This window comes from Kitasatospora sp. NPDC059599, from assembly GCF_042735125.1.
Lineage (GTDB): Bacteria > Actinomycetota > Actinomycetes > Streptomycetales > Streptomycetaceae > Kitasatospora.
On record NZ_JBHWCL010000116.1, the window covers coordinates 1 to 6,867 of the forward strand.

Genomic DNA, 6,867 nt, shown 5'->3' on the forward strand with positions numbered 1-6,867 from the left:
GAGCATCCCGGCGGGCTGCAAGGCGACGCTGAGCTTCTGGCTGCACATCGACACCGCGGAGTCGGGCACCACGGCGTACGACAAGCTGACCGTGTTGGTCAACGGCACCACGCTGAAGACCTACTCCAACGTGGACGCCGCGGCGGGCTACCAGCAGCGCACCTTCGACCTCTCGGCCTACGCGGGCCAGAGCGTCACCGTGAAGTTCAACGGCGTCGAGGACTCCTCGCTGCAGACGAGCTTCGTCATCGACGACACCTCGATCCAGACCGGCTGACGCCGTCCGACGGCGCAGTGCCGGCAGGGCCCGGTGGCTTCGGCCGCCGGGCCCTGCTCGGCTTCGGGCCGCCGTATGCTGCCTGGATGATCAAGCCGATTGAGCTGGTGATATTCGACTGTGACGGCGTGCTGGTGGACAGCGAGGTGATCGCCGTGCGCGTGGTGGCGCAGCTGACGGCCGAGCTGGGCTGGCCGCTGAGTGAGGCCGAGGTGATCGAGAGGTTCGTCGGGCGTTCGGAGGCGGCCAACCACGCGATGGTCGCCGAGCGGTTCGACGAGGAGACCGCGACGCTGTTCGACAAGCGTTTCCGTGAGCTGCACGCCGAGGCCGTGGACGCCGGGCTGACGCCGGTGGATGGCCTGCCGGAGGCGCTGGCTGCGATCACCCTGCCGACGTGCGTGGCGTCCAGTGGCACCCACGAGAAGATGCGGCACACCCTCGGCCGGACCGGGCTGTACGAGCGCTTCGAGGGGCGGATCTTCAGCGCCACCGAGGTCGGGCGCGGCAAGCCCGCGCCCGACCTGTTCCTGCACGCGGCCCGGAGCATGGGCGTGGAGCCGGCCGCCTGCGTCGTCGTCGAGGACAGCGGGCCCGGCGTCCGGGCCGCCCGCGCCGCCGGGATGCGCGCGCTCGGCTACGCCGGCGGCGTCACGGCGGCGGAGCGGCTGGCCGGCCCGGACACGGTCGTCTTCCACGACATGCGCGAGCTGCCCGGGCTGATCGCGGCCGGCGCGGTTCACCAGGGGTAGGTGTCGCCCTCCGCGGTGAGGAACCGGCCGGTGGCCCCGGCCCCGGCCTCGCCGAGCTGCCGGGCGATCCGGCGCCCGCCCTCCTCCGACGTCGCGTGGCCGCTGTGCCGGTTGAGGTCGGTCGCGCAGTAGCCCGGCTCCAGCGAGCTGACCTTGATGCCCGACTCGCGCAGCGCCCGGGCGTAGACCAGGGTGACGGCGTTCAGCGCCGCCTTGGAGGAGTTGTAGGCGAGCAGTGTCGCGTGCTCCCAGACCGGGTTGTCCGGGTCGGCCAGGAAGGAGAAGCTGCCGAGGCCGCTGGAGACGTTGCCGATCAGCCCGGCCGCGGACTTGCGCAGCAGCGGCAGCATGGCGTTGATGACGGCGACGGCGCCGAACACGTTGGTCTCGTACGTGTCGCGCACCGCCTCGACCGGCAGCTCCTCCGGTGTGCGCTGCCAGTCCAGGGCGATGCCCGCGTTGTTGACCAGGGTGTCCAGCCGCCCGTACTCGGCGGTGATCAGTCCGGCCGCGGCGGCGATGGTGGCCGGGTCGGTCACGTCCAGGTGGACGAAGCGGGCGTCCAGGCCTTCGGCGGTGAGTCCGGCGGCGGCCGCGGCGCCGCGCTCGGGGTCGCGGGCGCCGATCAGCACGGTGTGCCCGGCGCGGGCGAGTTCGCGGGCGGTGGCCAGGCCGATGCCCTTGTTGGCGCCGGTGATCAGGACGATGCGGTTCTTCGCTGTGGTGGTCATGGCTCCACCGTGGCCGGGTCGGCGGCCGGGCGGGAGGGCACCGTCGATGGTGGTACCGGCGGTCCCATGGTCGGCGCGGGCCGGCCGGGCGAGACTGGGGGCGTGGAACATGTGGACCGGGCGGAGCTGGCCGCCTTCCTGCGGCGCTGGCGCGCCCGCATCCAGCCCGCCGACGTCGGCCTGCCGGCCGGCGGTCGGCGCCGCACCCCGGGCCTGCGCCGCCAGGAGGTCGCGCAGCTCGCGGGCATGTCGGTGGAGTACTACATCCGGCTCGAACAGGGCCGGGGCCCGCGCCCGTCCCGGCAGATGATCGGCGCGATCAGTCGGGCCCTGCGGCTGTCCGAGGACGAGGCCGCCCACCTGCACCACCTGGTCGGCGAGCCGCCGCTACCCCCGAGCGCGCTGCCGCGGGACGTCCGGCCGGGCGTCCTGCACCTGCTCGACCGGCTGGACGACACCCCGGCCATGGTCTGCAGCGCCGCCCGCGACGTGCTCGCCTGGAACGCCATGGCGGCGGCGCTGCTCGGCGACTTCTCGGCCCTGCCGCCGGGCGAGCGCAACATCATCTGGCGCTTCTTCACCGACCCGGGCACCCGGGCCCGCCACGACCCCACCGGCCAGGCCCGGTTCGCCTGCCGCGCGGTCGCCGATCTGCGCTCCGCCGCCGCCCGCTACCCCGCCGACAGCGGTGTGCGCCGGCTGGTCGACCGGCTGCTCGCGGGCAGCGAGGAGTTCCGCGAACTGTGGGCCCGCCAGGACGTCGAGGTGCGCCGCTCCACCCGCAAGCGCATCGTGCACCCGGTGGTCGGTCCGCTCGACCTCGACTGCGAGGCGCTGCACGACCCGCACCGGGACCAGTGGACGATCTTCTACACCGCCGTGCCCGGCAGCCCTTCGCACTCGGCGTTGCGGCTGCTCAAGGTGGTGGGCAGCCAGGACCTCGCGGTCAGGGAGTGAGCGGGCCCGGGGTGGCGGGGCGCAGGGTGGCGAGGGCGATGTCGAGGAAGTCCCGTACGGGGCCGGTGTCGTCGTGGTCCTGCGGGACGGCCAGGCAGGTCACGACGGGCGGGAGGCCGACGACGGGCAGGTAGACGAGGTCGGGGCGGGAGTAGGAGGCCGCGACGCTCACCGGGACGAGGGCGACGCCCTGGCCCGAGGCGATGAGTTCGAACTTCTCGTCCAGCGTGTAGGCCCGTCGCGCCCGGGCGTCGAGGACCGGCTCACCGTCCAGGTCGGCCGGGGTGAGGCTGTCGCGGCGGGTGAGCGGATGGGCCGCGGGCAGGCACGCGACCTTGTTCTCGCGCCCGACGGGGACGGTGTGCAGCCCCGTGTCGTCGAAGGGGTGGCGCAGGTACCCGAGGTGCGCGCGGCCGTCCCGCAGCGGCGCGTCCTGTTCCCACCAGCGCAGCGGCAGCACGTCGACTCCGACCTCGGGGTGCCGGGCCGTGAACGCCCGGATCGCCTCCGACACGCGCAGGCCGGGCGAGAAGGCGACGACGATCCGCCGCTCGCTCCGCGCCGCCTCCTGCACGCGTCGCAGGGCCGCGTCCACCGTCGTGGTGATCCGGCCCGCCTCCTCGTACAACGTCCGCCCGGCGGGGGTCAGTTCGATGCTGCGCGTGGTCCGCGTGAACAGCGTGCAGCCCAACTCCCGTTCGAGCGCGCGGATCTGCCGGCTCAGGACCGGCTGGGTGATGAACAGCGCGTCCGCGGCGCGGCCGAACCGCCCGTGGTCGGCGACCGCGACGAAGTAGCGGAGCTTGCGCAGGTCCAGATCCATGCCCGCACGGTATCAATGCGCTCGAAAGGGCATTGGACGCCGGACCCGGGCCGCTCGGAGACTCGGACCATGACCGACACCCGCAGCACCGCCCTGATCATCGGCGCCTCCCGGACCCTGGGCCTCGGGCTCGCCGCCGAGTTCCTCCACCGCGACTGGGACGTCATCGGCACGGTCCGCGGCACCCGGCGCACCGGCCTGCACGACCTGGCGGACTCCTCCGGCGGGCGGCTGACCGTCGAGTCGTTGGAGATGACCGACCCCGGGCAGATCGCGGCACTGCGGGACCGGCTGGCCCACCGCACCCTCGACCTGCTCTTCGTCAACGCCGCCGTCACGCGCGGCGACCTGCCGATCGGGGAGGTCCCGACGGACATGTTCACCGAGGTCATGGTGACCAACGCGCTGAGCCCGATGCGCGTCGTGGAGGCGCTCGGCCCGCTGGTCGCGCCGACCGGGACCATCGGTGTGATGTCCTCCGACCAGGGCAGCATCGCGCTCAACACCGAGGGCGGGCAGGACCTGTACCGGGCGAGCAAGTCCGCCCTGAACCAGCTGATGCGCTGCTACGCGGCCCGCCGCGCGGCCGACCCGCGGACACTGCTGCTGATGGACCCCGGCTGGGTGCGCACCGGGCTCGGCGGCTTCGAGGCCGAGCTCAGCGTGGAGGAGAGCGTGCCCGGCGTGGCGGGGACGATCGAGCGGCACCGGGGGAAGGGCGGGCTGCACTTCGTCGACCACCTGGGGCAGGTCGTGCCCTGGTAATTCGCTTGCCGGGTACGGCAGGTGCTGGAAGGGTCGGGCGCCATGTCGCCCTCCCCGAAGATGCACGCGGACGAACTCGACATCGACGAGGCGCTGGTGCGCCGACTGGTGGCCGCGCAGTTCCCGCAGTGGGCCGCACTGCCGGTCGAGCCGGTGGAACCGGTCGGCACCAGCAACGCGATGTACCGGCTGGGCGCGGACCTGGTGGTACGGATCCCGCGCGTCCCGGGGGCGGTCGAGGACATCACGAAGGAACGCGCCTGGCTGCCCCGTCTGGCGCCCGAACTGCCGGTCGCCGTACCGGTGCGGGTGGGGTCGGGCGAGCCGGGCGAGGGCTGCCCGTGGCCGTGGTCGGTCCTGCGGTGGCTGGACGGCGCCAACCCGGAGGCCGGAGGCGTGGCCGAACCGGTCCTGCTGGCCGCCGACCTGGCGGCGTTCGTCACCGCGCTGCACCGGGTGGACCCGGCGGGCGGCCCGGCCGCCTACCGCAGCGAGCTGCTGGGGGAGCGGGACGGCCGGACCAGGGCGGCGATCGCGGCACTGGCCGACGTCATCGACGCGGGGGCGGCGACCGCCGTGTGGGAGGCCGCACTTCGGGCGCCCGCCCACGGCGGGGCGCCGGTCTGGATCCACGCGGACCTCCAGCCCGGCAACCTCCTGGTGGACGGGCGGGGCCGGTTGAGCGCCGTCATCGACTTCGGCTGCCTGGGCCTCGGCGACCCGGCGGTGGACCTGATCGCCGCCTGGTACGTGCTCCCGGCCGCGGCCCGGGACGCCTTCCGGACGGCCGCCGGCGCCGACGGCGCCGCGTGGGCCCGCGGGAGGGGCTGGGCGCTGTCCGTCGCCCTGATGGAACTGGACTACTACCGCGACACCAACCCGCGGATGGCGGCCATCGCCCGCCGCGTGATCGCCGAGGTCCGGATCTGACCACGACCGGGTCTTCGGTGGGGCGGTGGGTGCGACGATCGGTGCCGTCCGGTGACGGCGCGTGTTCTTCGGTGCCGGCCGGGCCGTGATCCTGCCGGCGGTCGTCGTGCCGCCGCTCGTGGCCGGGCCGGCCCTGGGGGCTCGCCCGGTGGTGAACCGGTCCGGCGGGGCCCCGGCGGCCACCGCGTGGCGGCCCCCGGTCAGGCCTCCCCGGCGGGCAGCCGCCACGCGAAGGGGAAGAGGTCGTCCTCCCAGCCGGGCGAGGCGGCCAGGTCGGCGGCCGCCCGCGGGGTGCGCAGGAGGCAGCGGTTGCGCAGCAGTTCGCGGCGCTCGGCGGGGGTGAGGAGGCGTTCCTCGGGGGCCAGTTCCTGGTAGTGCCCGAGGTCGGGGCGGCCGTCGACCGAGCCGTCCTCGGCGACGTTGAGGTGGTCGCCCTCCGGGGTCCGGTAGTCGAGCCGGAAGTCGGTGCTCCACTGGGAGTTGCTTCCCCAGCCGTGGGAGAGGTCGTGGGTGGTCCGGTCGGCGCGGCGGAACGTCCAGTAGAGCGGGAAGCGGTCGGCGACCCCGCGTTCGGCGTGCGCCGAGCCGGCCCGGATCCGGACCGCGGCGCGGGCGAAGAGCAGTTCGCCGAGCATCAGCCCGGGGTGGCGGACCTCCAGGACCTCGATCGGCGCCTGCGGGTCCTCGGCCTGCTCGACCTCGGCGATCTCGTGCAGGAAGGGCTCGAAGGGCGCGACGCCGTCGAACGGGGTCATGCCGAGGGCGGTGAAGAGGCGGAGGTAGCAGGGGAACCGCGGGTCGAGCAGCAGGACGTCGGCGACCCGGCCGAGGGCGTAGAGCTCCTCGACCAGGGTCGGTCCGTCGGGTGGCTCGTCGGCCCACCAGGCGGTGGCGTGGACGGCGGCGGTGCGCAGGCGCTCGCGGTAGGCCGGGGCGCCCGGCCGGCCGAGCCAGTGGTCGACGGCGGCTTCGTGCGGTCCGTCGTGGCCGAGCAGTTCGTGGTACAGCGTGCGCGCCTTCACCGGAGCGATCATGGTGAGGTTTTGCCGAACGGTCAACCAATCGTCCGTCCGGAGTGGGTAGCGTCCAGGGCCATGAGCGTGGTCGATGTGAACGAGCGGGCGGCGCGGCTGCCCGAGGCCTGGCGTTCCCAGGTGCTGGGGCGGGTCGGGACGGCGGCGGTGAAGGTGCTGCGGATGGACGGGCGGGAGCTGGAACCGGAGGTGCACGGGACGGCGGAGGTGCTGTTCGTGGCCGAGGGACGTCTCGAACTCCTGCTGGACTCCGAGGAATCGACCGTCCGGGCGGGGGAGCTGCGGGTGGTGCCGGCGGGCGCGCGGCACGCGGTGCGGGCGGGCAGCCGGGGGACGCTGCTGATCGTGGAGGTGCCGGAGGAGGGGTGACGGCGAGCTCGTCCGCGCCGCTGCCCGAGGTCGGGGTCGTCGAAGTGGGGTGACCTGGGTGCCGAGCGTGTCCGCGGGGGCTGTCCTGCCCTCGACGAAGGTGCGCGGTCCCGATGGAGGCGCACGGTGGCGGGCGGGGGTGCGGTGGGGGGGCGCGCGGGGGGGGGGGGCCCGCGGCCGGGGGGCGGCCGCGGGGGCGGCCGCCGGGGGGGGGGGGGGAGCGGGGGCC

The 6,867-nt window shown here is 74.6% G+C and carries 8 protein-coding genes and 1 pseudogene; 6 read left to right on the plus strand and 3 right to left on the minus strand.

The window, feature by feature from the left end:
- Together ACFV04_RS31395 and ACFV04_RS31400 are read left to right on the plus strand one after the other, a co-directional pair.
- Positions 1-277 (plus strand): annotated as a pseudogene (locus tag ACFV04_RS31395) (hypothetical protein); the annotation flags it as partial.
- A gap of 86 nt (positions 278-363) precedes the next feature.
- The gene (locus ACFV04_RS31400; protein ID WP_380534144.1) at positions 364-1,029 is read left to right on the plus strand and encodes an HAD family hydrolase; all 666 of its coding nucleotides are present in this window, start codon (positions 364-366) and stop codon (positions 1,027-1,029) included.
- On the opposite strand, the gene ACFV04_RS31405 is transcribed toward ACFV04_RS31400, so the two are convergent.
- Positions 1,017-1,760, minus strand: a complete 744-nt coding sequence (locus ACFV04_RS31405; protein WP_380534146.1) for an SDR family NAD(P)-dependent oxidoreductase — start codon at positions 1,758-1,760, stop codon at positions 1,017-1,019. The genes ACFV04_RS31400 and ACFV04_RS31405 overlap by 13 nt on opposite strands.
- Before the next feature lie 102 nt (positions 1,761-1,862).
- On the opposite strand from ACFV04_RS31405, the gene ACFV04_RS31410 reads away from it, so the two are divergent.
- A complete protein-coding gene (locus ACFV04_RS31410) occupies positions 1,863-2,717 on the plus strand; it encodes a helix-turn-helix transcriptional regulator (RefSeq protein ID WP_380347575.1) in 855 nt (284 codons plus the stop codon).
- Here ACFV04_RS31410 and ACFV04_RS31415 read toward each other — a convergent pair.
- Complete coding sequence (locus ACFV04_RS31415; RefSeq protein ID WP_380534149.1) at positions 2,707-3,540, minus strand: LysR family transcriptional regulator; 834 nt, start codon at positions 3,538-3,540, stop codon at positions 2,707-2,709. The two genes, ACFV04_RS31410 and ACFV04_RS31415, sit on opposite strands and share 11 nt — an antisense overlap.
- Positions 3,541-3,609: 69 nt before the next feature.
- Here ACFV04_RS31415 and ACFV04_RS31420 point away from each other — a divergent pair, with 69 nt between their 5' ends.
- Both ACFV04_RS31420 and ACFV04_RS31425 read left to right on the plus strand, forming a co-directional pair.
- Positions 3,610-4,305, plus strand: a complete 696-nt coding sequence (locus tag ACFV04_RS31420) for an SDR family oxidoreductase (protein ID WP_380534151.1) — start codon at positions 3,610-3,612, stop codon at positions 4,303-4,305.
- A 42-nt stretch (positions 4,306-4,347) separates the two neighbouring features.
- Positions 4,348-5,235 carry an aminoglycoside phosphotransferase family protein gene (locus ACFV04_RS31425; protein ID WP_380534153.1) on the plus strand — a complete coding sequence of 296 codons (888 nt, stop codon included), beginning with the start codon at positions 4,348-4,350 and terminating at the stop codon, positions 5,233-5,235.
- 200 nt (positions 5,236-5,435) lie between these two features.
- Here ACFV04_RS31425 and ACFV04_RS31430 read toward each other — a convergent pair whose 3' ends face one another.
- Positions 5,436-6,293 (minus strand): hypothetical protein, encoded by an 858-nt coding sequence (locus ACFV04_RS31430; protein WP_380534155.1) that lies wholly within the window; start codon positions 6,291-6,293, stop codon positions 5,436-5,438.
- 36 nt (positions 6,294-6,329) lie between these two features.
- Between ACFV04_RS31430 and ACFV04_RS31435 the strand changes: the two genes are divergently transcribed.
- A complete protein-coding gene (locus ACFV04_RS31435) occupies positions 6,330-6,638 on the plus strand; it encodes a cupin domain-containing protein (RefSeq protein WP_380347580.1) in 309 nt (102 codons plus the stop codon).
- Positions 6,639-6,867 lie beyond the last annotated feature (229 nt).